Annotated in this window: 27 protein-coding genes; 17 read left to right on the plus strand and 10 right to left on the minus strand. The window is 68.8% G+C overall.

From position 1 onward, the window contains the following. The first annotated feature begins 23 nt into the window (after positions 1-23). Positions 24-299, plus strand: a complete 276-nt coding sequence (locus C461_RS08275) for a ubiquitin-like small modifier protein 1 (protein WP_008000288.1) — start codon at positions 24-26, stop codon at positions 297-299. Between the two features lie 72 nt (positions 300-371). Further along, a complete protein-coding gene (locus tag C461_RS08280) occupies positions 372-1,445 on the plus strand; it encodes a deoxyhypusine synthase (protein ID WP_008000291.1) in 1,074 nt (357 codons plus the stop codon). Between the two features lie 154 nt (positions 1,446-1,599). On the opposite strand, the gene C461_RS15115 is transcribed toward C461_RS08280, so the two are convergent. Together C461_RS15115 and C461_RS08285 are read right to left on the minus strand one after the other, a co-directional pair. Further along, the gene (locus tag C461_RS15115; RefSeq protein ID WP_008000292.1) at positions 1,600-1,776 is read right to left on the minus strand and encodes a 50S ribosomal protein L37e; all 177 of its coding nucleotides are present in this window, start codon (positions 1,774-1,776) and stop codon (positions 1,600-1,602) included. After that, positions 1,773-2,015, minus strand: a complete 243-nt coding sequence (locus C461_RS08285) for an LSM domain-containing protein (protein ID WP_008000293.1) — start codon at positions 2,013-2,015, stop codon at positions 1,773-1,775. The genes C461_RS15115 and C461_RS08285 overlap by 4 nt, the downstream gene beginning before the upstream one ends. A gap of 336 nt (positions 2,016-2,351) precedes the next feature. Between C461_RS08285 and C461_RS08290 the strand changes: the two genes are divergently transcribed. The 3 genes from C461_RS08290 (at position 2,352) to C461_RS08300 (ending at position 5,792) form a co-directional block, all read left to right on the plus strand. Continuing rightward, a complete protein-coding gene (locus C461_RS08290; protein WP_008000294.1) occupies positions 2,352-3,704 on the plus strand; it encodes a ribonuclease J in 1,353 nt (450 codons plus the stop codon). Then, a complete protein-coding gene (locus tag C461_RS08295; protein WP_008000295.1) occupies positions 3,701-4,747 on the plus strand; it encodes a polyprenyl synthetase family protein in 1,047 nt (348 codons plus the stop codon). The genes C461_RS08290 and C461_RS08295 overlap by 4 nt, the downstream gene beginning before the upstream one ends. A 118-nt stretch (positions 4,748-4,865) precedes the next feature. Next, the gene (locus C461_RS08300; protein WP_049906443.1) at positions 4,866-5,792 is read left to right on the plus strand and encodes a DMT family transporter; all 927 of its coding nucleotides are present in this window, start codon (positions 4,866-4,868) and stop codon (positions 5,790-5,792) included. 49 nt (positions 5,793-5,841) lie between these two features. Here the strand turns inward: C461_RS08300 and C461_RS08305 are convergent, their stop codons facing one another. Continuing rightward, positions 5,842-6,309, minus strand: a complete 468-nt coding sequence (locus tag C461_RS08305; protein WP_008000297.1) for a peroxiredoxin — start codon at positions 6,307-6,309, stop codon at positions 5,842-5,844. Positions 6,310-6,389: 80 nt separating this feature from the next. Here C461_RS08305 and C461_RS08310 point away from each other — a divergent pair, with 80 nt between their 5' ends. From C461_RS08310 to C461_RS08320, 3 genes are read left to right on the plus strand one after another with little or no spacing between them, the layout of a single operon-like run. Next, positions 6,390-8,441: a histidine kinase N-terminal 7TM domain-containing protein gene (locus tag C461_RS08310; protein ID WP_008000298.1), complete on the plus strand. Its 2,052-nt coding sequence runs from the start codon at positions 6,390-6,392 to the stop codon at positions 8,439-8,441. Between the two features lie 52 nt (positions 8,442-8,493). Continuing rightward, complete coding sequence (map, locus tag C461_RS08315) at positions 8,494-9,399, plus strand: type II methionyl aminopeptidase (protein ID WP_008000300.1); 906 nt, start codon at positions 8,494-8,496, stop codon at positions 9,397-9,399. Next, positions 9,399-9,950, plus strand: coding sequence for an HIT family protein (locus C461_RS08320; RefSeq protein ID WP_008000302.1), 552 nt, complete (start codon positions 9,399-9,401; stop codon positions 9,948-9,950). The genes map and C461_RS08320 overlap by 1 nt, the downstream gene beginning before the upstream one ends. Positions 9,951-10,328: 378 nt before the next feature. Here C461_RS08320 and C461_RS08325 read toward each other — a convergent pair whose 3' ends face one another. From C461_RS08325 to C461_RS08335, 3 genes are read right to left on the minus strand one after another with little or no spacing between them, the layout of a single operon-like run. Continuing rightward, a complete protein-coding gene (locus C461_RS08325; RefSeq protein ID WP_008000304.1) occupies positions 10,329-11,093 on the minus strand; it encodes an amino acid ABC transporter ATP-binding protein in 765 nt (254 codons plus the stop codon). Further along, positions 11,093-11,809: an ABC transporter permease gene (locus C461_RS08330; RefSeq protein WP_008000305.1), complete on the minus strand. Its 717-nt coding sequence runs from the start codon at positions 11,807-11,809 to the stop codon at positions 11,093-11,095. Before C461_RS08330 ends, C461_RS08325 begins: the two co-directional genes overlap by 1 nt. 5 nt (positions 11,810-11,814) lie before the next feature. Continuing rightward, positions 11,815-12,759: a substrate-binding domain-containing protein gene (locus tag C461_RS08335; protein ID WP_008000306.1), complete on the minus strand. Its 945-nt coding sequence runs from the start codon at positions 12,757-12,759 to the stop codon at positions 11,815-11,817. Between the two features lie 233 nt (positions 12,760-12,992). On the opposite strand from C461_RS08335, the gene C461_RS08340 reads away from it, so the two are divergent. The 3 genes from C461_RS08340 (at position 12,993) to C461_RS16185 (ending at position 14,428) form a co-directional block, all read left to right on the plus strand. After that, positions 12,993-13,874 carry a LysR family transcriptional regulator gene (locus C461_RS08340; RefSeq protein WP_008000307.1) on the plus strand — a complete coding sequence of 294 codons (882 nt, stop codon included), beginning with the start codon at positions 12,993-12,995 and terminating at the stop codon, positions 13,872-13,874. A 65-nt stretch (positions 13,875-13,939) separates the two neighbouring features. Next, a complete protein-coding gene (locus C461_RS08345) occupies positions 13,940-14,179 on the plus strand; it encodes a hypothetical protein (protein ID WP_008000308.1) in 240 nt (79 codons plus the stop codon). Between the two features lie 123 nt (positions 14,180-14,302). Further along, positions 14,303-14,428 carry a hypothetical protein gene (locus tag C461_RS16185; protein ID WP_275039111.1) on the plus strand — a complete coding sequence of 42 codons (126 nt, stop codon included), beginning with the start codon at positions 14,303-14,305 and terminating at the stop codon, positions 14,426-14,428. A gap of 80 nt (positions 14,429-14,508) precedes the next feature. Here the strand turns inward: C461_RS16185 and infB are convergent, their stop codons facing one another. Next, positions 14,509-16,302 (minus strand): translation initiation factor IF-2, encoded by a 1,794-nt coding sequence (gene infB / locus C461_RS08350; RefSeq protein WP_008000309.1) that lies wholly within the window; start codon positions 16,300-16,302, stop codon positions 14,509-14,511. A 129-nt stretch (positions 16,303-16,431) separates the two neighbouring features. Here infB and C461_RS08355 point away from each other — a divergent pair, with 129 nt between their 5' ends. Next, positions 16,432-16,677 (plus strand): PRC-barrel domain-containing protein, encoded by a 246-nt coding sequence (locus C461_RS08355; protein ID WP_008000310.1) that lies wholly within the window; start codon positions 16,432-16,434, stop codon positions 16,675-16,677. Continuing rightward, the gene (locus C461_RS08360; protein ID WP_008000311.1) at positions 16,677-17,135 is read left to right on the plus strand and encodes an NOB1 family endonuclease; all 459 of its coding nucleotides are present in this window, start codon (positions 16,677-16,679) and stop codon (positions 17,133-17,135) included. The genes C461_RS08355 and C461_RS08360 overlap by 1 nt, the downstream gene beginning before the upstream one ends. A 38-nt stretch (positions 17,136-17,173) precedes the next feature. On the opposite strand, the gene uppS is transcribed toward C461_RS08360, so the two are convergent. After that, positions 17,174-18,271 carry a polyprenyl diphosphate synthase gene (gene uppS, locus C461_RS08365; RefSeq protein WP_008000312.1) on the minus strand — a complete coding sequence of 366 codons (1,098 nt, stop codon included), beginning with the start codon at positions 18,269-18,271 and terminating at the stop codon, positions 17,174-17,176. A gap of 64 nt (positions 18,272-18,335) precedes the next feature. Between uppS and lwrS the strand changes: the two genes are divergently transcribed. The 4 genes from lwrS to C461_RS08385 all read left to right on the plus strand — a co-directional run bounded on the left by lwrS (position 18,336) and on the right by C461_RS08385 (position 20,417). Then, positions 18,336-18,746 carry an LWR-salt protein gene (gene lwrS, locus C461_RS08370; RefSeq protein ID WP_008000314.1) on the plus strand — a complete coding sequence of 137 codons (411 nt, stop codon included), beginning with the start codon at positions 18,336-18,338 and terminating at the stop codon, positions 18,744-18,746. Between the two features lie 109 nt (positions 18,747-18,855). Then, positions 18,856-19,509: an HAD family hydrolase gene (locus C461_RS08375; protein WP_008000315.1), complete on the plus strand. Its 654-nt coding sequence runs from the start codon at positions 18,856-18,858 to the stop codon at positions 19,507-19,509. Between the two features lie 37 nt (positions 19,510-19,546). Further along, complete coding sequence (locus C461_RS08380; protein ID WP_008000316.1) at positions 19,547-19,906, plus strand: PadR family transcriptional regulator; 360 nt, start codon at positions 19,547-19,549, stop codon at positions 19,904-19,906. Positions 19,907-19,931: 25 nt separating this feature from the next. Beyond that, complete coding sequence (locus tag C461_RS08385) at positions 19,932-20,417, plus strand: CopG family ribbon-helix-helix protein (protein WP_008000318.1); 486 nt, start codon at positions 19,932-19,934, stop codon at positions 20,415-20,417. An 18-nt stretch (positions 20,418-20,435) separates the two neighbouring features. Here the strand turns inward: C461_RS08385 and C461_RS08390 are convergent, their stop codons facing one another. Both C461_RS08390 and C461_RS08395 read right to left on the minus strand, forming a co-directional pair. Then, entirely contained in the window at positions 20,436-21,425 is a 990-nt protein-coding gene (locus tag C461_RS08390) for a hypothetical protein (RefSeq protein ID WP_008000320.1), read from the minus strand. A gap of 6 nt (positions 21,426-21,431) precedes the next feature. Next, entirely contained in the window at positions 21,432-23,693 is a 2,262-nt protein-coding gene (locus C461_RS08395; protein WP_008000323.1) for an AAA family ATPase, read from the minus strand. Between the last annotated feature and the right edge of the window lie 109 nt (positions 23,694-23,802).

Genomic DNA, 23,802 nt, shown 5'->3' on the forward strand with positions numbered 1-23,802 from the left:
GGCGTCCCTGCGGGAACCTACGTATGGAGTGGAAGCTGTTCGCCGACCTCGCAGAGATCGCCGGCGACCGCGTGATCGCGGTGGACGCGGAGCCGGGGGACACGGTCGGCGACGCGCTCGACGCGCTGCTCGCGGAACGCCCGGCCCTCGGCGATCGGGTACTCGACGCCGACGGCGAGGTCGCCGACCACATCAACGTGCTCCGAAACGGACGGAGCGTCCACCACGACGAGGGGCTCGACGCCACCCTCGAGTCCGGCGACGAACTCGCGCTGTTCCCGCCGGTGAGCGGGGGGTAGCCCCGATATCGACGGCGAGAGCCGAGGAGACGGATCGGTCGTTTCAAACGGTCGCGTGACGGAGTCTGCGACATGAGCGACAGCGACGAATCCGGCGACGCCGCGGCCGGCGGCGACGACCCGCACCGCGAGGAGTTCCACGAGGACCCGGTCGGACACACCCGCGCGACCGCCGACATGACCGTCGGCGAACTGGTCGAAGGGTACGGCGACGCCGGGATCGGCGCGGCGTCGGTCAACGAGGCCGGCGACGTGCTCGCCGAGATGTTCGGCGACGACGACTGCACGGTCTTCCTCTCGCTCGCGGGCGCGATGGTGCCCGCGGGGATGCGCCGGATCGTCTCCGATCTGATCCGCGACGGCTACGTCGACGCGCTGGTGACGACGGGCGCGAACCTGACGCACGACGCCATCGAGGCGATCGGCGGGAAACACCACCACGGCCGGACGCACGACCCCGAAAAGAGCCTCCGAGAGCACGACGAGGGCCTCCGCGACGAGGGCGTCGACCGAATCTACAACGTCTACCTGCCACAGGAGCACTTCGCCGCGTTCGAGGGGCACCTGCGGTCGGAGGTCTTCCCGGCGCTCGAAGCGGACCCGGACGCCGGCGGCGACGGCGCGACGGATGACGGGGTCGTCGGCATCGCCGATCTCACCCGGGAACTCGGCCGCGCCAACGCCGCGGTCAACGAGCGCGACGACGTGGCCGAAGATCCCGGCGTCGCGGCCGCCGCGTACGAGTGCGACGTGCCCGTGTACTGCCCCGCGGTCCAGGACTCCGTGCTCGGCCTGCAGGCGTGGATGTACGCCCAGACGGCCGACTTCACGCTCGACGCGCTCGACGACATGACCGAACTGACCGACCTCGCGTTCGACGCCGAGAACGCCGGGTGCCTGCTCGTCGGCGGCGGCGTCCCGAAGAACTTCACCCTCCAGACGATGCTCGTCACGCCGCGAGCGTACGACTACGCCGTCCAGATCACGATGGACCCGGAGGCGACGGGCGGGCTCTCGGGCGCGACCCTCGAAGAGGCCCGATCGTGGGGGAAGTTAGAGAAGGACGCGCGCAACGCCTCCGTCTACGGCGACGCGACCGTCATGCTGCCGATGCTCGTCGCGGCGGCTCGCGAGCGCGTGGAGTAGCCGCCCGGCCGGAGTCGGCGGGAGCGGGAGTCGGAGCTGTGGGGGACGAGAATCAAGGCCGAGTTGTCACGCGGGCGACCGGGACCGATCCGAGCGTTCGAGACGGCAGCCGCTCGCGGTGTCGAAACGAGAGCCGAAAGAGTCCGCGTCGCCGTTAGTTGTCGCCGTTCTTCGACTGCCACGAGTAGCCGCGCTGCTTCGCCGACTTCCCGAAGCCGCAGGAGGAGCAGCGCTCCTTTTTCGAGTGGTAGGACTTCTCGCCACAGCGGCGGCACTTCACGTGAACCGTCTTGTTCTTTTTCCCTTGAGAGGGCGTACCGGAGCCGGTCATGCTTTGATCGTGACGACGTTATCGCCGCGTATAATCGTTGTGTCTTCGATTGCGACGGCGAACTCGCCGTCGAGTTCGTCGTCGACGCGATCGTCGACGCCGGACTCCGGCTCGATGACGACGTTCATGTGCTGGTCGTAGCCGGCCAGGATCCCGTAGTACGTCGTTCCGTCTTTCAGGTGTACCGTCACCGGCTCCTCGAGCGACGCTTCGAGCACGTCGAGGGGTCGTCCACTCATTGGTACTACGGGCGCCCGTCGCACTATTAAAAATACCGGGACGGAGGGCGATCCCGTGACGAGAATCGGTTGCACGGGGGCTCAGGCGGCGTGTCGGTGGGTACCACGAGCCGCTTGCCGGGCGGCCGATCCGTGAGCGACGACCGCCGATCGAACCCGGGTGTTTTTAAGACGCGCACCTGTACGCCCAGATACCACACTCCCGCGGGACACGGTGAGCCGACGTCGGCTCGGCCGTAGCGGGGCCTCAACGACGCGCGGTAGGACGTAGCGCTGACGGCTCCTTGCGGGGTTTCAGTGATGGACGCCAGTTACGGCGTTCGAAACCGACAAACCATGGAAATCGAAATTGCGACACTCGGCGGTTACGAAGAGGTCGGTCGACAGATGACGGCGGTTCGCGCGGGCGACGACATCGTCATCTTCGACATGGGCCTGAATCTCAGTAAGGTCCTCATCCACGACAACGTGGAGACCGAAAGCATGCACAGCCTCGACCTTATCGACATGGGCGCGATCCCGGACGATCGCGTCATGAGCGAACTGGAGGGCGACGTTCAGGCGATCGTCCCCACCCACGGTCACCTCGACCACATCGCGGGCATCCCGAAGCTCGCGCACCGGTACGACGCCCCGATCGTCGGTTCGCCGTACACGATCGAACTCGTCAAACAGCAGATCGCCGACGAGGGCAAGTTCCAGGTCGACAACGACCTCGTGAAGATGCAGGCGGGCGGCACGATGCGCATCGGCGACTCCGAGCAGGTCGAGATGGAGTTCGTCAACGTCACCCACTCGATCATCGACGCGATCAACCCGGTCCTCCACACCCCCGAGGGCGCGATCGTCTACGGGCTCGACAAGCGACTGGACCACACGCCCGTCATCGGTGACCCGATCGACATGGACCGCTTCCGCGAGATCGGTCGCGAAGACGAGGGCGTCCTCTGTTACATCGAGGACTGCACGAACGCCGGCCGCAAGGGCCGGACCCCCTCCGAATCGTACGCGAAAAAGCACGTCGAGGACACGCTCACCTCGATGGAGGACTACACCGGCGGCATCGTCGCCACGACGTTCTCCTCTCACATCGCCCGCGTGAAGACCCTCGTCGAGTACGCCCGCGAGATCGGCCGGCAGCCGGTCCTGCTCGGCCGCTCGATGGAGAAGTACTCCGGCACCGCCGAGCGGCTCGACTTCGTCGACTTCCAGGGCGACGTCGGCATGTACGGCCACCGGAAGTCCGTCGACCGCGCGTTCAAGCGCATCATGAAGGAGGGGAAGGGCAACTTCCTCCCCATCGTGACGGGCCACCAGGGCGAGCCGCGCGCGATGCTGACTCGCATGGGTCGCGGCGAGACCCCGTACGAAATCGACGACGGCGACAAGGTCGTCTTCAGCGCGAGCGTCATTCCGGAGCCGACCAACGAGGGCCAGCGCTACCAGTCCGAACAGCTGCTCCGGATGCAGGGCGCGCGCCTCTACGACGACATCCACGTCTCCGGCCACCTCCGCGAGGAGGGACATTACGAGATGCTGGACGCGCTCCAGCCCCAGCATGTCATCCCCGGCCACCAGACGCTGAAGGGTCGCTCGCCGTACGTGAACCTCGCCACCTCGCAGGGGTACAAGCTCGGCCGTGACGTGCACGTCACGCAGAACGGGAGCGTCATCCAACTGGTCGAATGACGAACGAGACGAAGGAGGCGCGGGTGCTGGACGCCATCCGCGAGCGGCGTGACTTGGTCAACGCCGCTATCGACGAGGAGTTGCCGATACAGCACCCGGAACGGCTCTACGAGGCGACGCGGTACATCCTCGAAGCGGGCGGCAAGCGGCTCCGTCCGACGGTGGCGACGCTCGCCGCGGAGGCGGTCACCGGCGTCGAACCGATGAGCACCGACTTCCGAGCGTTCCCGTCGCTGGACGGCGTCGACGTCGACGTGATGCGTGCGGCGGTCGCCATTGAGGTGATCCAGTCGTTCACGCTGATCCACGACGACATCATGGACGAGGACGAACTCCGGCGCGGCGTGCCGGCCGTCCACGAGCAGTACGACACCTCGACGGCGATCCTCGCCGGCGACACGCTCTACTCGAAGGGGTTCGAGTTCATGACGGAGACCGGCGCCGACCCCGCCAACGGGCTGGAGGCGATGCGGATGCTCGCGACCACCTGCACGGAGATCTGCGAGGGGCAGGCCCTCGACGTCTCCTTCGAGTCGCGCGACGACATCCTGCCCGAGGAGTACCTCGAGATGGTCGAGCTGAAGACCGCGGTGTTGTACGGCGCGTCGGCCGCGACGCCGGCGCTCCTGCTCGGTGCCGACGACGCGGTCGTCGACGCCTTGTACCAGTACGGGATCGACTCGGGGCGCGCGTTCCAGATCCAAGACGACGTGCTCGATTTGACCGTTCCGTCGGCGGATCTCGGTAAACAGCGCGGCTCGGACCTCGTCGAGGGGAAAGAGACGCTGATCACGCTTCACGCCCGCCAAGAGGGCGTCGACGTCGACGGGCTCGTCGACGCCGACACCCCCGCCGACGCGACGGAGGCGGCGATCGACGACGCGGTGGCCACGCTGGAGGACGTCGGCTCGATCGCGTACGCCAGAGAGACGGCCGAGGACCTCACCGAACGGTCGAAAGGGCACCTCGAAGTGCTCCCCGAGAGCGGCTCGCGGGAGCTTCTGGAGGACCTCGCGGACTACCTGATCGTCCGCGGTTACTGACGGTCTGCGGCCGCCGCTGTTTCTCTCCCGACACGGTCGCGATCGCGACCCGGTCGTGAACCCGCCGCCGCTGACCGGAACGAACACCGGTTTATTCTCGGCTCCCGTTCGTCGGACCGTGTCCCGATATCTCGATGTCGTTCTGTTCTTCCTGCTCGCGCTGTTGTGGGGCGCCTCGTTCATCGCCATCGAGATCGGCCTCGACTACTACCCGCCGCTGTTGTACGCCGCCTACCGGTTCGACATCGCGGCGTTAGTGCTCGTCTCGTACGTCCTCCTCACGGAGCGCAGTCCGTTTCCCCGAAGCCGCGGCGACCTGGCCGCGATCGGGTTGAGCGGCGGCTTCTCCGTGGCGGCCAACAACTCCCTTCTGTTCGTCGGCCAGCAGTACACCACGAGCGGGATCGCCTCGATCACCTACAGCCTCGTCCCCATCGCGACGGCGGCGGTCGCGGCCCTCTGGATCGGTAGTAGCGTCTTGGACGCGCGCGGCGCGCTCGGGGTCGTGCTCGCGTTCGTCGGCGTCGGGCTCGTCGCTCAGCCCGACCCGGCCAACCTCGCCGGCGGCGTCACGGTCGGCGTCGCGCTCATCTCGGTCGGCGTGATCGCCGTTGCGGTCGGGAGCGTCGGGCTTCGGACCGTCGAGACGACGTTTTCCAGCATCGCGCTCACCGGGTGGGCGATGCTGTTCGGCGGCCTGCTGATCCACGGGTTCAGCCTCGGGCTCGGCGAGACCCAGCAGGCCCCGGTCACCGATCTCCCCGCGCTCGCCTCGCTGTTGTTCCTCGGCGTGCTGGCCTCGGCGGTGGCGTACGCGATCTACTTCACGTTGCTCGACCGACTCGGCGCCTTCGAGATCAACCTCGTCTCGTACGCCGTCCCGGTGGTCGCGACGACGACCGGAGCGCTGCTGCTCGCGGAGCCGGTGACCGCCATGACCGTCGCGGGCTTCGCCGTCATCATCGCCGGCTTCGGCCTGTTGAAACGGCGGGCGATCGCGACGGAGGGCTCGAAGCTGGTCGCGACGCTGAACGGGTTGTTCTGATCGGGTTCCTCCTTCGAGGCGGCGGTCTCGATCGGTTCCGTCTCCGGCTTCAGTCGTCTAGCGACGCGATATCCCCCAGGATTTCGGTCGCGTGATCCTCCGGCGAGACGCCCTCGTACGCGAGCACGATCGTCCCCTCGTCGTCGAGCACGTACGTGTTGCGGAACACGCCGTCGAAGGTGTTACCGAACATCTGTTTTTCGCCGTACGAATCGTACGCGCTCGCGATCTCCCCGTCGGGATCGGAGAGGAGCGCGAACGGGAGGTCGTGCTTCTCGGCGAAGGGTTCGAGGTCGTCGACCGGATCGTCGCTGATTCCGACGACGGCGACGTCGGCGTCTTCGAACGCGTCCCACTCGTCGCGGAACCCGCATGCCTCGGCGGTACAGCCCGGCGTGTCCGCGCGCGGGTAAAAGTAGACGACGGTGTAGCGCGCGGCTGCCGGGTCGACGGTGAACGCCTCATCGCGGTGGTCGCGCAGCGTGATCGCGGGTGCGGAATCGCCCGGTTCGAGCATACCTGCCGTGGTGTCGGCGGCCTCTTAGCACGTTCGGTCCGGTTCCTTTTTATCAGGTACTGACATCCTACCCGGTATCGATGGAGTGGCAACCGACGCCGTACACGGCTCCGTTGCTCGTGGCGGCGCTCGCGTCGTTCTCTTTTGTCGCCTATGCGGTCCGCCACCGGTTCCGGGGCGAGCGATCGCTCGTCCGCAGTTTCGCAGGGGTCGCGGTCGGCAGCGGGGTCTGGTCGCTGGCGTACGCCGGACAGCTGTCGGCGGTGACCCTCGGCGACACCCTCCTCTGGAACCGACTCGTCTGGGTCGGCGTCGGCGTGCTCGCGGTCGCGTGGCCGGCGTTCGTGCTGGCGTACGTCGACTGGACGGCGTGGCTCCGACCGCGGCGGTTCGCGGCGCTCTGCGCCGTGCCGGCGGCGGCGGTGGGCGGCGCCCTCGCGTTCGGCGCCGACCCGCTGTTTTACTCCTCGCCCGCGCTCGTTTCGCCGGACGGGTACCTCGTTATGGCGTTCGTGCCGACCCCGGCGCTGCTCGGATTCATGGCGTACACCTACGCCGTGAACCTCGCGACGTTCGCCGTGCTCGGCTACGCCGCGCTCGTCCGCGACGGCGTGTTCCGGCGGCAGGCGGGGCTGTTGTTCTTCGCGGGCGTCGCGCCGATGCTGGCGGGAATCGTCGGCGTCTGGGGCGGGATCGGTCCGACGTTCGTCGATCTCACGCCGGTGACGTTCGCGGTCACCTCCGTCGTGCTCGGGTGGGTCGTGTTCCGGCACCGCCTGTTCGATCTCTCGCCTATCGCCCGCGACACGGTGTTCACGAACCTCTCTGACGGGGTCGTCGTCGTCGACGGCGGCGGTCGAATCGTCGACTGTAACGACCCGGCTCGCGGGCTATTTCCGTCGGTCGAAGTCGGTCAGACGGCCGAAACCGCCTTCGCCGAGTGCCCGGCTGTGGCCGCCGCGGTGGAGCGCGGTGCGCCCGCGGACGCGGTCGACGACGAACTGCGAGTGACGCTCGACGACGGGAGCGCCCCTCGATTTCTCACGCTGGACGTTCACGCGATCGCCGACGGCTCCGCTATCGGCGGGTGCGTGCTGTTGTTCCGCGACATCACCGAGCGCGAGACGCTTCAGCGGCGCTACCGAGCGCTCATCGAGAAGTCGCCGAACGTCATCGCGGTCTGTGGGACCGACGGTCTCCTCCGGTACGTGAGCCCGTCGATAGAGCGGCTCCTCGGGCACGCGCCCGCGGAGGTCGAGGGACGACCGATACTCGATTTCGTTCACCCTGAAGACCGGGTACCGGCCCAGCGGGCGTTCGAACGGGCCTTCGAGAGCGACGATCCGCAACCGCTCGACCACCGGATCGCACACGCCAACGGGAACTGGCGCCGGTTCGAGACGGTCACCGAGCGTCTGTTCGACGACACCGAAGAGGTGGTGATCACCGCGACCGACGTGACGGAGGGCAGGCGATACGAACAACGCCTGCAGGTTCTCAACCGCGTGCTCAGACACGATTTAAAAAACGACACGAACGTTATCGGCGGCTACGCGGACCTGCTTCGCGACCACGTGGACGACGAGGGCGACGAGTACCTCGACATCATCGACCGGAAGGTGCAAACGCTGACCCACCTCAGCGACCAGGCCAGACAGATCGACGTCGCGCTCCACAGCGAGGTCGGACGGACGGAAATCGACCTCACACCGCTCGTCGAGCGGCTCTGTGAGTCGCTCGAATCGTCGTTTCCACACGCGACGGTGCGGGTGTCGTGTCCCGAGACGGCGCCGGTGTGTGCCGACGAGCTGTTGGAGTCGGCGATACGCAACGTCCTCGAAAACGCCGTCGTCCACAACGACGGACCGGAGCCGACCGTCGAAGCGACCGTGGAGGCCGACGGCGACGGGTTCCGAGTCGTCGTGGCCGACGACGGGCCGGGCATACCGGCGGTCGAGCGCACGGTCTTCTCCGAGGCCCGCGAGACGGCGCTCGAACACGCGAGCGGCCTCGGCCTCTGGCTCGTCCACTGGATCGTCACCGAGTCCGGCGGGGACCTGACGATCGACACCCGCGAGCCGACCGGCACGCTGGTGACGATGCGGCTCCGCGGCGCCGGCGAAGATCGGTGACGGTGGAAGCCCCTCCGCAACCTCTTTGCGGTCGGTCACCGAACCGACGGACATGAGCTACGGATCCCTTGACGAGGACGCGATCGAGAGCTATCGGGAGGCGGGCGCGGTGTTGGTCGAAGCGATGAACGAGGCCCGCGAGATGGTCGAGCCGGGCCGAACGCACCTCGAAGTGGCCGAGTGGGCCGAGGACTTCGTCCGCGAGTCGGGCGCCGGGCTCGCCTTCCCGGTCAACATCAGCGTCGACCCCGAGGCGTCGCACGCGACGCCGGCGCGGGACGACGAGACCGAGTTCGGCGAGGAGATGGTGTGTCTCGACATCGGCGTCCACGTCGACGGCTACATCGCGGACGCCGCGGTGACCGTCGACCACACGGGGACCCGGGAACTCGTCGAGGCGGCCGAGATGGCGCTGGAGGCCGCCGTCGACGAGGCTGGACCGGGCGTCGAGGTCGGCGTGGTCGGACAGGCGATCGAGGACGTGATCCGCGGGTACGGCTACACTCCCGTGCTCAACCTCTCCGGGCACGGCGTCCAGCGATACGACGCGCACACGGGGCCGACGATCCCGAACCGCGGCGTCGAGCGCTCGACGACGCTGGAGCCGGGACAGGCCGTCGCCATCGAGCCGTTCGCCACCGACGGTCGCGGGAAGGTCGGCGAGGGGACCGACGAGGAGATCTTCGAACAGCAGGGCTCCGCCAGCGTCCGAGACCGCCGCGCGCGACAGGTGATGGAGCAGATCGAGGCGTTCGACGACCTCCCGTTCGCGGCGCGGTGGCTCGACGGCGACCGCGTCGGAATGGCGCTCCGCCGGCTCAAGCAGGCGAACGCGATCAAGGGCTACCCCGTCCTGAAGGAGGCCGACGACGCTCTCGTGAGTCAGGCGGAACACACCCTGCTCGTCACCGACGACGGCGTCGAGGTGACAACCGCCGGGATCCACGACTTCGACTGATGGACCGGATCTACGCGCCGTGGCGGATCGAGTGGGTGGAACGCGAGACGGACCCGATCGAGGGCTGCCCGTTCTGCGTGCTGCCCGAGCGCGAGGACGACCGCGAGTCGCGGATCGTCGCCTACAGCGACCGCAACTACGTCCTGTTGAACAACGCGCCGTACAACCCGGGACACGCGATGGTGATCCCCCGCGAGCACCGCGAGGACCCGACCGACCTCGACGACGCGACGCTGTTCGACCACGCGAAGTTGAAGCGGGCGACGCTCGAGGCGCTGCGTCGCGACGTCGACCCCGACGGGATCAATACGGGCCAGAACCTCGGCGACGCGGCCGCCGGCGGCTCCGTCGATCACCTCCACACCCACGTCGTCCCGCGGTGGAACGGCGACACCAACTTCATGCCGGTAACGGGGGAGACGAAGGTGATCGTGGAGGCGATCGACCGGACCTACGGACACCTCCACGCCGGATTCGCCGCCGGCGACGACGTGGTCGATCCGGGCGACGCCGAGGCCGGAGCGGCGGTCGAACTCGACTTCGACATCTGAAGTGACGGCTCTGGTGAAACCCGCTGCGGGTGATAGCTTTGCACCCGCTATCGCTCAGTGCAGGTCCAGCAACGATCGAGTGCGGGAGTGGGTGTCGCAGACCACCGCTGGCGACGTAGTATATAAGCGGCCGGAAGTGGCGGTGACGACTCTTTATAAACAACTGACGCGGTGGCGCGCTCCGGTGAGCGCCGCAATGCGGCGCGAATCCGAGCGCGAGGGAGTCGGACCGGCGCGACTGTGCCGGTCCGACGAGGCTGGGGAGGCGTGAGGCTGCGGTCGCGGGGCGTTGGCGGTGTTCACCGCGGAGTCGTCGATCACTTATAAATAGCTCGCCGGATGCCGACCGATTTCCAGCCTCTTCCCGGTGCCCCGCCGTCAGTACACCAGTTCGCCGGAGATGAACTTCCGGGTGCGGTCGTCGGAGGGGGTCTCGAACACGGTCTCTGTGGGCCCGATCTCCGTGATACCGTCGCCGAGCAGCACCGCGACGCGGTCCGCGACGCGCTCGGCCTGATGCATGTCGTGGGTCGCCACGACGACGCCGATTCCGCGGCGTCGGGCCTCAGCGATCGCGTCCTCGATGACGGCGGTGTTCCGCGGGTCCAGATCCGACGTGGGCTCGTCGAGCAGCAACACGTCGGGGTCGTACGCCAGCGCGCGGGCGAACGACACGCGCTGGGCCTCGCCGCCCGACAGCGAGTCGGCGTGTTGGTCCGCCTTGCCGGTCAGCCCGACGATGTCGAGCGACTCGCGAACGGCGTCGGCGGTCCCGTCCGAGCCCGCGACCGAGCGGAGCTCCGCCCGGACCCGCTCCGCCCACGACCGGCGAATACGCAGTCCGTACTCGACGTTACGGGCGACCGACGCGTCGAAGAGGCTCGCCTCCTGAAACACCATCCCGACGCGCCGTCGGAGGGAGAGCCGATCGGACTCCGACACCGCCCACGCCTCCGCGCCGTCGAGCGTGACCGTCCCGTCGTCCGGTTCGAGCGAGAGCGCGAGCGTCCGGAGCAGGGTCGACTTCCCGACGCCCGACGGGCCGATCACGCTGAGAACCTCGCCGGCGTCGACGTCGAGCGAGAGGTCGCGGAACACCGTCTCGTCGCCGTACGACTGCGTCACGTTGCGTACGCGAAGCATTAGGGTCGCACCTCCCGATCGCCGAGCCGGACGACGATCGCGTTGACGGTCAACACGAGCGCGACGAGGATCGCACCGAGCACCATCGCCGTCTCGTACTGTCCCTGACGGGCTTCGAGCTGGATCGCGGTCGTCAGCGTCCGAGTCTTCGAAATTCCGTCTGCGCCCGTGATGTTCCCGCCGACGATGAGCACGGAGCCGACCTCGCTGATCGCGCGACCGAAGCCGGCGAGGATAGCCGTCGCGATCCCGTATCGCGCCTCCTTGAGCACCACGAGCGCCACGTCGAGCCGCGTCCCGCCGAGGACGCGGGCGGCGTCGCGGACGCCCTCGTCGACGCCCGTGATGGCCGCGAGGCTGATCGCCGTGATCGGCGGCGTCGCGAGCACGAACTGCGACAGGATCATCGCCTCCGGGGTGAAAATGAGGTTCAACGACCCCAGCGGCCCCTGATTCGAGACGGCGAACAGCACGAGGAGCCCGACGACCACGCTCGGAAAGCCCATCCCCGTGTTGATGACCGACTTGGCGAACTGCTTGCCGGGGAAGTCGGCGAACCCCATCGCGACGGCGACCGGCACGCTGAACAGGGTACTGAGCGTCACGGCGACGACGCTGACGTACAACGAGACGAAAATGATGCTCCGAACGTACCCCTCCCTGAACGGGAGGTCGAAGACGATCGGAAGCAGCCCCGCGACCGGTTCGATCGGCACGGGTGTCAGTCGGACGAGTCGCTACTCCAACCTTCCGGAACGTACTGCTGGAAGTCGGGGTCGTCGGAGACCGCCTCGGGGAAGAACAGCTGTTCGCCGTTCGTCCGGTACTCCGAGATGGCGTCCTGGGCGTCGGGGCTCGTGATCCACCCGATGTACGCCATCGCGAGGTCGTAGTTGGCGTTGTCGTGCACGCCGGGATTCACCGCCATGATCCCGTAGGGGTTTGCGAGGATCTCCGGTCCGTCCTCGATGGGACCCTGCACCAGGACGACGAGGTCGATCGCCGAGCGCTGAGAGATGAACGTCCCGCGGTCCGAGAGCGTGTAGGCGCCCTGCTGGGTGGCGACGTTCAGCGCCTCACCCATCCCGGTGCCGGTCTCCTGGTACCAGTCGCCGCCGGGTTCGGCACCCGCGGCCTCCCACAGGTTCAGCTCCTTGGTGTGCGTGCCGGAGTTGTCGCCGCGTGAGACGAACCGCGCTTCCGCGTCGGCGATCGCGGTGAGCGCCTCCGTCGCCGAGGCGGTTCCCCGAATTTCCGCCGGATCGCTTTCCGGTCCGACGATCACGAAGTCGTTGAACATGAGGTCGCGCCGGTTGATCCCGTACCCGTCGCGCAGGAACTCGTCTTCGAGGCCGCGAGCGTGGACCAGCACCACGTCGGCGTCGCCGTTGCGGGCCGACTCCAAAGCCGCCCCCGTCCCCTGGGCGACCGCGTCGACGGTGACGCCGTACATCTCCTCGAACTCGGGATGGATCTCGTCGAGCAGCCCCGTGTCGTAGGTGCTCGTCGTCGTCGTGAGCGTGAGCGTCTCGCCGACGACCGCCGGCCCCTCGGAACCGTCGTCCCCCGACGGTCCGAGGGTCCCCGCGATCCCCGAGCAGCCGGCCGCGCTCGCGATCGCCCCCGCACCCACCGCCGCGACGAATCGCCGCCGTTGTATCGGCATAGATACATCGATCTGCGGGGAGTCTCATATATCTTCTGCCGTTCGATCAACCGCGGCCGGTTATGTGTCGGTGCGGAGGCGAACTGATAGCGTTCGAAAATATGGGCGCCGGGCGAGTTTCCTTCAAGAAACCGCTCGACGAACGATCGATGAACGATCGACTGGTGTAACCACAATCAGTTACGAAGCGACGAGGGGAAAACGCCAACAGGGTTCGGGCCGAGCGTCGTCGTATGGACGAGACGGCGGGCCCCGATGCGGGTTCGGAGGCCGACGCGGGAGCGAGCGCCGACGGACCCCCGGCGGCGAGCGCGGGATCGGGCCGCGGCAGGGCCGCGCTCATCGAGGGTGACGCCGAGTTCGACGGCCGAGACGCGGCGCTCCTCCGAGCGGTCCACGAGTCGGGGTCGGTCGCGGGCGCGGCCTCGAACTTAGGACGCTCCCGCGCTCGCGCCCTCTCGCGCATCGATACCCTAGAGGCCGCGTTCGGTGCCCTGGTCGAGCGGCAGCGCGGCGGCTCCGGGGGCGGCGGCAGCCGACTCACGGCGACCGGTCGCGACCTCCTCGGCCGCTACGACCGCCTACAGGCGGTGGTGGCCGCGACCGCGAGCGTGCCGGAGACGGTGCTCGACGGGACGATCGCGAGCGTGGACGGGGAGTTGGCCGACGTCGACACCGCGGTCGGCCCGGTCCGCGGGCTCCACGGCGGCGTGGCGGTCGACGACGCGGTGCAGGTGCGGATCGGCGCCGACGCGGTGACGATTTATAAGGACGCCGCCGAGGTGGACCCGGATTCGACGAGCGCCCGGAACCGACTTCGCGGCGCGGTAGTCGGCGTCGACGCGGGCGAGACCGTCTCGACGGTTCGGATCGCGGTCGATGGGGCTGGCGAGGTCGACGACCGCGTCGTCGACGAGGCCGATGCGGTCGACGGGACCGGTGGGACCGGCGAGATCGATGGGCCCGGCGAGACCGAGGGGGTCACCTTCCGAGTGTTGATCACGGCCGAGAGCGCGGCGCGGTTGGATCTGGACGCGGGCGACGACGTGGCGATCCGGTGGAAGGCGACCGCGACGCGGGTCGTCAGCCAGTCTGCGGCGTCGAGACGCGAGTAGAGAGATCGCAGCGGTCCCTTTCCTGTCAACGAAAGTGATTTAACGGCACGAAGCAATGATGAATCATGAACAACTCAGCCGAAGCGGCAACGAACGAGACTGTGGCCGGAATCCGCGTCGACAACCTCGGACCCGCCGTGGTGGCATCCCTAGCCTCCGTCGTCCTCGCACTGTACTTCTATTACGTCCGCGGCGACAAGCAGCGCGGCCAGTTCGTCGGCTTGTGGCCGAGTACCATCCTCGCGCTCGCCTCCTATGTCAAGTTGGAGCAGATCAGACAAACGCTCGCGGACCGCGACGACTGATATCGCCCCGCGGCACGGCGCGCGACGTTTCGTTTTCCACCCGTGCTCGACCCGTGCGACGTGGCCATCGTCAGCGTCGACGTCGGTACCGGTTATCACCCGATTCGTGTGTCGTGACAGCGCATGACTCACGATGTGCCCGGCAACGAGGAGGGAACGCGTCGGTGGTGTGAGAACTGCCGGATTGCGGTCGAACCGGTCGACGGCGACCGCGGCGCCGAGTGTCCAAGCTGTGGCAGGGAGATCTGAGGGAGTCGGCCTCGGCGGTCGCGGCTCCGTGGCTGACTCAACGGTCGGTGGCGATCACGAGTCCGGGTCGGCGACTCGACTCACTTCCCCCAGAAGGGGTCCCGCTTCCGCTTGGTGTCGAGGTACGCCGCGAGCGCCTCGCGCTCGTCGGCGGTGATCTCCTCTTTCAGCTCCTGTTCGAGGATCTTCGCGTGCTTCTCCGGCACCTCCGTCCAGAGGGTGTCGCCCTCTTCGATGTCGCGGCCGACGGTGGGGCCGTCGATGGCGATGCTCACGCGCTCGCCGGCGCGCGCCTCGTCCACGTCGTCGCCCTGTTTCTGGATCCCGGAGAGCTGGCCGACGCGCTCGAACTCGTTGCCCTCGAACAGCCCGACGTTGCGGTTGTTCTGGAGCGTCCCTGAGATGATCTCGACGCCGACGACGGCGGGGTTGTTCTGGCGGAACGTGTGGTCGGGGAGGATACGGAAACGGGAGGGGCGCACGACCTTGTCCAGCACCGTCTCCTGTTGGGCGCGCTGTTTCTCCTCGACGTAGGTCTCGTAGTCTTCGATCAGCTGGTAGATGACGTCGTTCGTGAACAGCTTCACGTCGGCGTTTTCGAGGTCCGACTCCGCGTTCGCCAGCAGGTCGACGTTGAACCCGAGGATGGCTTTGTGCTCGTCCTGGTTCGCGGTCTCGGCGACCGCGATGTCCCGCGGGGCGATGTCCCCGACTTCGGCTCGGAGAATCGGGACCTCGGCTTCTCGGAGGGCGTTCGCCATCGCCTCCAGCGAGCCGAGCGTGTCGGCTTTGACCACGACGCCGTTGTCGGCCGTCTCGACTTCGATCTCCGCGAGTTCGGCTTTCACCTCCTCGATCACGTCCTCCAGCGGCCGATCTCGGACGACTCGGACGGGCGCGCCCGCCATCGCCTGATCGAGGTCGGGCGCGGCGATCTTCACCCCGGCCGCGGCGCCGACCGCCGCGACCTTCTCGAACTGCTTTTCGGTGCGGATCTCTTCGAGAGGGCGCGGCTGGAGCAGCGCCCGAATCTCGGTGACGATCGGCTCGTTCTGTCCGCCGACGACGATCGTGTCGCCGTTGCGGATCACGCCGTCGTACACGACGGTGTCGATCGTGGCGCCGAAGCCGCGCTCGTCTTTCACCTCGAGCACCGTCCCCTCGCCGGGGCCTTCGACGTCGATCGCCATCTCCTCTTTCATGAACCGCTGGGAGAGCCCCATGAGGACGGTGAGGAGGTCGGGGACGCCCTCTCCCGTGAGCGCCGAGAGGGGGACGACGCCGATGTTCTTCTGAAAGTCTTGGACGCGCCAGTACAGGTCCGCCGAGAAGCCCGCATCGGAGAGCTGGCCGATGATCTCGTAGAGGTTCTCGTTGAGCATGGCCTCGGCCCGCTCCGACTGCGCCTCCAGGCTGCGCTGGATCGGCTCGCCCTCTTGCGGGTTCCATCCCGGCGTCGTGTCCACCTTGTTCGCCGCGACGACGAACGGCGTGCCGGTGCGCCGGAGGATGTCGATCGCCTCCTCCGTCTGCGGCTGGAAGCCGTCGTTGACGTCGACGACGAGCACCGCGATGTCGGCGAGCGCGCCCCCGCGGGCGCGCAGCGTCGAGAACGAGTGGTGGCCGGGCGTGTCGATGAAGAGGAGCCCGGGGAGGTCGAAGTCGGTCGGATCGATGAGCTCGCCGGCCATCCCGGAGATGGTGTCGAGCGGGATGTCAGTCGCCCCGATGTGTTGGGTGATCGCGCCGGCCTCGCCCTCGCTGACGGCGGAGCCGCGGATTGTGTCGAGCAGGCTCGTCTTGCCGTGATCGACGTGGCCCAGCACGGCGACGATCGGCGTCCGAAGAGTGTCCGCGTTTGTGTGGTCGGTCATAAGTGATCGCCCCGAAAAGGTCGGTTACCAGACGTTCGGCCCGGCCGTCAGTTAAGTGTTTCAAAACGCGTCCGCCGCCCGTCGGACGCCCCCGTGGCGTTTAAGACCGTTGCACGGGACGATGCGCACATGGTAGATATCCTCGCGGAGAACCTCTCCGGAAAGGCGGTGATGAGCTCGGACGGAACGGAGCTCGGCGACCTGTACAACATCACGATGGACCTCAAATCGGGCGAACTCAACGATCTGCTCGTGAGCCCTCACGAGCACCTCAGCCCGGAGCGGTCGGGCTTCGACGTCGACGAGCGGGGACGGCTCAAGGTGCCGGTCGGAAACGTGCAGGCGGTGAAAGACTACATCGTCGTCGCCCGCTAATGGAAGTCCTCGACACCTCGGCGTTCATCCACGAGTACACCACGGACGACGACGCCGTCTCGGTACCCGAGGTCCACGACGAGCTCACCGGCGGCGGCGCGCTCCGCTTCGACGCGATGGAAGGGTCGGGGATGACGATCCACGTCCCGGCCCCGGAGGTGATCGACAACGTTCGACGCGCCGCGCGCGGATCCGGCGACGCCGCGGAGCTTTCCGACACCGACACGCGACTGATCGCGACCGCGCTCGAACTGGGCGCGACGCTCGTCACCGACGACTACGCGATGCAGAACGTCGCCGAGCGGCTCGACATCCCCGTCGAACCGATCGCCCGCGACGGGATCACGGAGGAGCGCGAGTGGAAGTTCCAGTGCGTCGGCTGCAACCGGACCTTCGACGAGAACAGGGAGCGCTGTCCGATTTGCGGGAGCGACCTGACGCGAAAGAACCCGGCGTAGCGAACTCGAACCGCGAGATCGACGCGCGCTGAACCCAGTCAGTCCGCGAGCTTCGACTCCGTCTCAGTCGGTGTCGACTCGTCGCGTTCGTCGCGCTCGTCGCGCTCGCCGTCCGAGTCGTCTGTTTCTGCCGACCCGCCTGCATCTGCCGACCCGTCCCTCCTGTCGCCTGCGTCGTCCTCGCCGCCGGCGTCTTCCGGGACCCTCCGACCGGCGGCGTCGCCGCGCCCGCCCGGCAGCGCCGCGTCGAGCAGGTCCCCGTCGAGCCGCGGGACGCGCTCTCGAAGCCGCCCCGCGACGGCGTGGGCCTCGGCGAGTTCGACCTCCGCGACCGCCCGCACGAGCGCGACGGCCCGCTCCGCACGGGCCCGCTGCCACGACGCCTCGCGCGCTTGATAAGTGCGGATCGCCCGCAGGAACTCGGCCTCGGAGAACTCCGGCCAGTACGGCGCACAGAAGTACACCGCCGCCTCGTTACCGTTCGCGTGCCACGGGAGGAAGTTGGAGGTGCGCTCGTCCCCGCCGGTCCGAACGATGAGATCGACGTCACGGAGTGGTCGGTCGTACAGGCGGTCCTCGACGGTCTCGACGTCGACCGCCTCCGGCTCGAGGTCTCCGGCGGCGACGTCGGTGGCGATCCCGCGAGCCGCGTCGAGCAGTTCCGTCCGCCCCCCGTACGCGAGCGCGATGTTGAGGGTGAACTGGTCGTTGTCGGCGGTGCGGCGCTCCGCGTACTCGACGGCGTCGCGCACGCGTTCGGGGAGCCGCTCGACGTCACCGATCGCCCGGACGCGGACGCCTTGCTCGTGGACGCGGTCGGCGTCGGCGAACTCGCGTAGCTTGCCTTCCAGCAGGTCGAACAGCGGCTCGAGCTCCTCGGCGGGGCGTTCGAAGTTCTCGGTCGAGAAGGCGTACAGCGTCAGTTCGGTGACGCCGAGGTCCGCACACCAGTCGAGCACGCGTTCCGTGGTGTCGGCGCCCGCCCGGTGGCCCTGGGGGGCGTCGTCGCCCCGCTCGCGGGCGTACCGACGGTTTCCGTCCTGTATCACGGCGACGTGATCCGGAACCGATTCGATCTCGCGGCGGAGGTGCTGGCGGTACACGCGAGCCGCGAGGTCGCGGAGGCGATGCAACATACATCCTGTTCGACACGACCGACCGGTATGTACTTTTATCCTCTCGGGGAGCGTCGTTTCGGCGATGGCCCCCGTGTCGACTGACCCGGCGGCGGCCGACGGCCCCCCGAACGCCGCCTACGTGTTCGCCGTCGCGTTCCGGCTCGACCCGAGGGACGCGGCCGTCGATCCCGACCGGTTCGAGACGACGATGGAGATCCCCGCGAGCGCCCCCGAAACGGACGGATGGCTGTTCTTCCGCGACCGGCTCTGGCGCGGCGAGATCGGCGACGAACCGTCGTTCCGACGGCTCGCCGGCGACCGCCTCGGGGTCGAGGTCGTGGCGGCGTCGTTCCGCGAACTCCGCACCGACGAGGCGTACCTCGCGGCGCTAAAAACCGCGATCGGCGCGGACCTCGACCGGTTCAACGCCGAGTCGGTCGACGAGGTCCTCCACAAGTACCTCGGCTCGTCGATTCACGTGCGACCGGAATAGGAACGTGCGACCGGAATAGGAACGTGCGACCGGAGTCGGCGGGTGCGGTCGGAATCGAACCGACCATCCCCGCAACGCACTTGTCGGTCGCTCGCCTACAGACGGGCCCATGGTCCCCGCCGACTACGACTTTCACCTGTTCGACCTCGACGGCACCCTCGTCGACGCCGAGTGGTCGTACACGCGGTCGGTGTTCGACCGCGTCGGCGACCGCCTGGGCCGCCGCTTCAGCGACCGCGAGGCGTACGTGCTCTGGCACGGGCTCGGCGGCGCGCGCGGCGACACGCTCCGCGAGATCGGCGTCGACCCGACCGCGTTCTGGCCCGCCTTCCACGACGTTGAGGACCCGATCGCCCGCGCCGAAGCGACCGCGCTCCACGACGACGCCGCGCGCCTGCTCGATCACCTCGACGACGTCGGCGGGCCGACCGGGCTCGTCACGCACTGCCAGCGGTTCCTCGCCGATCCCGTTCTCGACCGCCTCGACCTCGACGGCCGGTTCGACGCGGTCGTCTGCTGTACCGACGAGACGGGGTGGAAGCCGGACCCCGACCCGATCGAACTGGCGATGGCGGAGCTCGGCGTCGACCCCGGAACCCAACGCGGCTACTACGTCGGCGACGGCGAGAGCGACGTGGGCGCCGCCTGGAACGCCGGGCTCGACGCCGTCCACGTCGAACGCGTCGGCCACGAGGACCGGGGCCGGTGCGTGCTCGGCGACCGCCGCGTCACCCGACTCGACGAACTGCTCGACGCGACGTGACCGAAACGGTCGTCAGGCGGCGGACGAATGCGGGTACATGACGAAGTGGCTCCACAGCGGGCGCCGGCGCGACCTGTGTGCGCTCCTGTACGACGCCGGCGAACTGCGGGCGCAGTCGCTGAAGAACCGTCTCGAATCGCACTACGACGAGCGGATCGATCCCGGGTCCTTCTACGCGACGCTGAACTCGCTGGTCGAGTCCGGACACCTCGACCGCCGCACCGAGGGGATCGCCGACGTGTACGCGCTCACCGACGCCGGCGAACGAGCGCTCCGCGACCACTACGACTGGCTCTCGGCGCTGGTCGCGGGGGGCTCGGCCGAGAGCGACACCGCGGACGACGCCGGAGACGATATCGCGCCGAGCGACGTTCCCCGCTCGAACCTCAAGGATTAACAACATCGACGCCTTCAGTTAATATATGACGGTCGTCAGCGTCTCGATGCCGGAGGAGTTACTGGAGCGACTGGACGGATTCGCCGACGAGCACGGCTACACCGGCCGGAGCGAGGTCGTTCGGGAGGCCTCCCGGAACCTGCTCGGCGAGTTCGAGGACGCGAAACTGGAGGACAGGGATCTGATGGCGGTGGTCACCGTGCTCTTCGACTACGAGACCACGAGCGTCGAAGAGCGCATGATGCGACTCCGCCACGAACACGAGGGGCTCGTCGCCTCAAACTTCCACAGCCACGTCGGCTCGCGCTACTGCATGGAGCTGTTCGTCTTGGAAGGGAAACTCGACGAGATCTCGGCGTTCGTCGGCAAGATCCGCGCGACGAAAGACACTCTCACGGTCGACTACAGCGTCACCCCGGTCGACGAGTTCGGTGCCGACGCCGTCGTCGACGCGGCCGCCGAGGGCGACGACGCCACGAGCGGCCACGGACACGGTCACAGTCACGAGTAAACCGGCGTCGCGACGCGGTCACCCCGAGCCGGCAGCCGACGACTCGTCCGCGATCACGGCGAGAAACGGTACGATGAAGCCGACGACGTACCCCGCGAGGTGCGCGAACACGTTGCTGCCGAACGGGACGAGCACCATCGACCCGATCACCCCGGCGGCGGCGACGCTCGCACCGGTGACGTACAGCAACTCCCGCGAGGGTGCGAGGTTCAGTCCGACGACCCGCGGCCGCCCGGCGACCGCGTGCAGCCCGGCGGCGACGGCGACCGCGGCGACGGCGAACAGGCCGCCGACCGCCGGCAGCGGCGGAAAGTAGCCGGCGCCGCTCGGAACGAGATACGCGACCGCGAGCGACGCGAGCGCGACGACGGCCGCCCATCGAGCGTCGATGCCGACGAGGCCGCCGTCCGGGCTGCGGTCGACCGCTCCGCTCCCGTTCGTCTCCGTCGCCAGCGCGGCGAACCAGACGACGACGAGGTACCCGAGAAACGCGCTGTTCACGTCGGAAAACCCCGCGGTCGGCGCGTTCGTCAGCCCGCCGAGCGCGACGATCGTCGCCCACGCGGAGACGATCGGGACGACCGAGAGGTACGTCAGCGCCGCGTACAGGAGCCGGCGTCGCCACCCGGCGACGACCGACAGCGGGTACGCGACCGCGAGCAGCAGCCAGTAGTTCACGACGTTATCGACGAGGTGCGTCGTCGTCGTGTGGACGTAGCTCGACGCGAACGCGGTCCACAGCGTCCACCGGCTCTCGAAGACGCCCTCGGCGGCCAGCGAGAGCCGCCACGCCGACGACCCCGGGAGCAGGCTCACGGCGACGAGCAGCGCCGGGAGCGGGAGGAACACGAGCGCGAGCTCGGCCGGAGGACGAGACCGAACCGCGGCGGTGAGACTCGCGGCGAGCTCGCTGACGGTCGGCGGCCCCCGCGGCGTTCCGCCGCTGTTCCGGCCTGCCTCGTCACCGGCGTCGGCGTCCCGAACAGGCCCGTCTCCGTCGGCGGTCATCGACTCTCACAGGTTCGCCGGCTGGATCGTCGCCAGCGCCGCCGCGAAGTCGTCGCCGGTGATGCCGACCTCGTCGGCGTGGTCGTTGGCGGCCGCGCCGTGCTCGTCGGCGACGCGCTCGATGGCTTGGAGCGCCGCCTCCCGACAGAGCGCGGCGATCTCCGCGCCGGAGTACCCCTCCGTCTCGTCGGCGAGTCGTTCGAGGTCGACCCCCTCGACGAGGGGCTTCTCGCGGGTGTGGACGTCGAGGATCTTCCGACGGGCGTCGCGATCGGGTTCGGGCACCTCGATGTGCGTCTCTAACCGCCCCGGGCGAAGCAGCGCGGGATCGAGGGCGTTCCGCCGGTTCGTCGCCGCCAGCACCACCAGATTGGGGTTGTCGCTCGCGCGGTCCAGTTCCGTGAGCAGCTGGGAGACCACGCGCTCGCCGACGCCCGACCCGTCGCCGCCGGGGCCGTCGCGGTCGGCCGCGATCGCGTCGATCTCGTCGAAGAAGACTATGACGGGGGCGGCCTGGCGGGCGCGATCGAACAGGTCCCTGACCGCCTTCTCCGATTCCCCCACGTACCGGTCGAGCAGCTCCGGGCCGGCGACCTGGATGAAGTTGACGCCGCTCTCGCCCGCGATCGCTCTCGCGAGCAGCGTCTTCCCGGTGCCGGGCGGCCCGTGGAGCAGCACCCCGGTCGGCGGGTCGGCGCGAGCCGCCTCGAACAGCGGCCCGTAGGTGAGGGGCCACGAGACCGCCCGATCCAGCTTCGCCTTGGCGTCCGGGAGCCCCCCGACGTCGGCGTAATCGGTGGTCGGCTGCTCGGCGACGTACTCGCGCATCGCGCTCGGTTCGACGGCGGCGTGGGCCGCCTCGAAGTCGGCCCGTCCGACCGTCACCTCGGCCAGCGCCGTCGCGTCCGTCTCCCGGGCCCGCCGGAGCGCGATCATCGCCGCCTCCTGTGTCAGCCCCTCGATGTCGGCGCCGACGAACCCGTGGGTCCGGCTCGCGATGCGGTCGAGGTCGACGTCGTCCGCGAGGGGCATCCGGCGCGTGTGGACGTCGAGGATCTGCCGGCGGCCCGCCTCCCCGGGGACGCCGATCTCGATCTCGCGGTCGAAGCGACCGCCCCGGCGCAGCGCGGGGTCGAGGCTGTCGACGCGGTTGGTCGCGCCGATGACGATCACGTCGCCGCGGGCGTCGAGCCCGTCCATCAGCGAGAGCAACTGGCCGACGACGCGGTTCTCCACGTCGCCGCCGTCGTCGCGCTTGCCCGCGATCGAGTCGATCTCGTCGAAGAAGACGATCGCGGGGGCCTCCTGACTCGCGCGCTCGAACACGTCCCGGAGGCGCTCTTCGCTCTCGCCTTTGTACTTCGACATGATCTCGGGGCCGTCGACGGTGATGAACGTGGCGTCCACCTCGTTGGCGACGGCGCGCGCGATGAGCGTCTTCCCGGTGCCCGGCGGCCCGTGGAGCAGGACGCCCTTCGGGGGGTCGACGCCGAGGCGAGTGAACACGCCCGGCTCCGAGAGCGGGAGTTCGATCGTCTCGCGAACCAGCTCCAACTCCTCGTCGAGACCGCCGATGTCCTCGTAGGTCGCGCCGGCGGTGTGCTCTGCGGGGGGTGCGGCGCCGTCGACGCCGTCGGTACCGGCGGAACCGCCGTCGCCCCCAGTCGGCGCGGTCCCGGAGGCGCCCGTCGAGGGGGTCGTCGAGGAGGCCGTCCCGGCCCCCCCGGCCGTCCCGGTCGCCCGGCTCTCGGCGCCCTCGCGCTCCTCGTACACGACGGATACGTCGGTTCGGTCGGTGACTCGCACCGTGCCGTCGGGCCGCGTCTCGGCGACGACGAATCGGAGCCCACCGAGGCGCTCGACGTGGACCGCCTCGCCCTCGGTGACGGGCCGATCGCGGAGGTCCCGAGCGAGCGCGCGCTCGACGACCTCGCGACTCACGTCGACGTCGGCGAGACGAGCGGGCGCCGCGAGGACGACGCGGGTCGCGTCCTCGACGTCCACGGGGCCGACCGCGACGGTGTCGCCGACTTTCACGCCGGCGTTCGCTCGGGTGTCGGCGTCGATGAGAACGGAGCCGTCGCGGGCGTCGGCGCCCCCGGGCCACACCTTCGCCACCGCGGTCCGCTCGCCGCGGATCTCGACGGTGTCGCCGCTGAGGAGGCCGAGTCGCTTGCGAGCGGATTCGGGGAGCCGGGCGATGCCGCGGCCCGCGTCCCGCTTCTCGGCGGCGCGGACGGTGAGCCGGAGGGCGGCGGTGTCGTTCATGGCCGTCGTAGTCGCCGCCGGCTCTTTATCCTTGTCCGGCCCGGTCGCCGATCGGCGACCCGGCTCGCGCCGTCGGTCCGGGCCGCCGACTGTCGGCCGCCGACCGCCG

This window comes from Halorubrum aidingense JCM 13560, assembly GCF_000336995.1.
Lineage (GTDB): Archaea > Halobacteriota > Halobacteria > Halobacteriales > Haloferacaceae > Halorubrum > Halorubrum aidingense.